Source organism: Paenibacillus sp. UASWS1643 (assembly GCF_008693195.1).
GTDB classification, from domain to species: Bacteria; Bacillota; Bacilli; order Paenibacillales; family Paenibacillaceae; genus Paenibacillus; species Paenibacillus amylolyticus_B.
Genome location: NZ_VXKZ01000025.1, coordinates 1 through 272 on the forward strand (window position 1 = coordinate 1; position 272 = coordinate 272).

Below are 272 nucleotides of genomic sequence, written 5' to 3' on the forward strand. Positions count from 1 at the left end.
TTCCATCCAGTGTAACTACCCAGACCAGCAGGAATGTTTTCGGCAACCACCTTGATAATGCCACCAAGGGTATCTCCATCACGTTTCGTTTGATCAATCATGGCGTGGACTGCGTCGACCTTGTCTTCGTTTAAAACACGTAAATCATTGTTTTTAATCTTGTCTTCAATTTCCGCAACCGGTAGTAAATGGTCAACATCGGCATTCACCGCACCAATTTGTTTAACGTATCCGACAATGTTAATGCCCAATTGTTCTAGTAGTTGTTTGCA

Annotated in this window: 1 protein-coding gene; it reads right to left on the bottom strand. The window is 42.6% G+C overall.

Annotated elements, in window-relative coordinates; translation table 11 throughout:
• Positions 1-272 (bottom strand): chorismate synthase (locus FE296_RS00110; protein WP_150363966.1); only part of this gene is annotated, 272 nt, incomplete at both ends.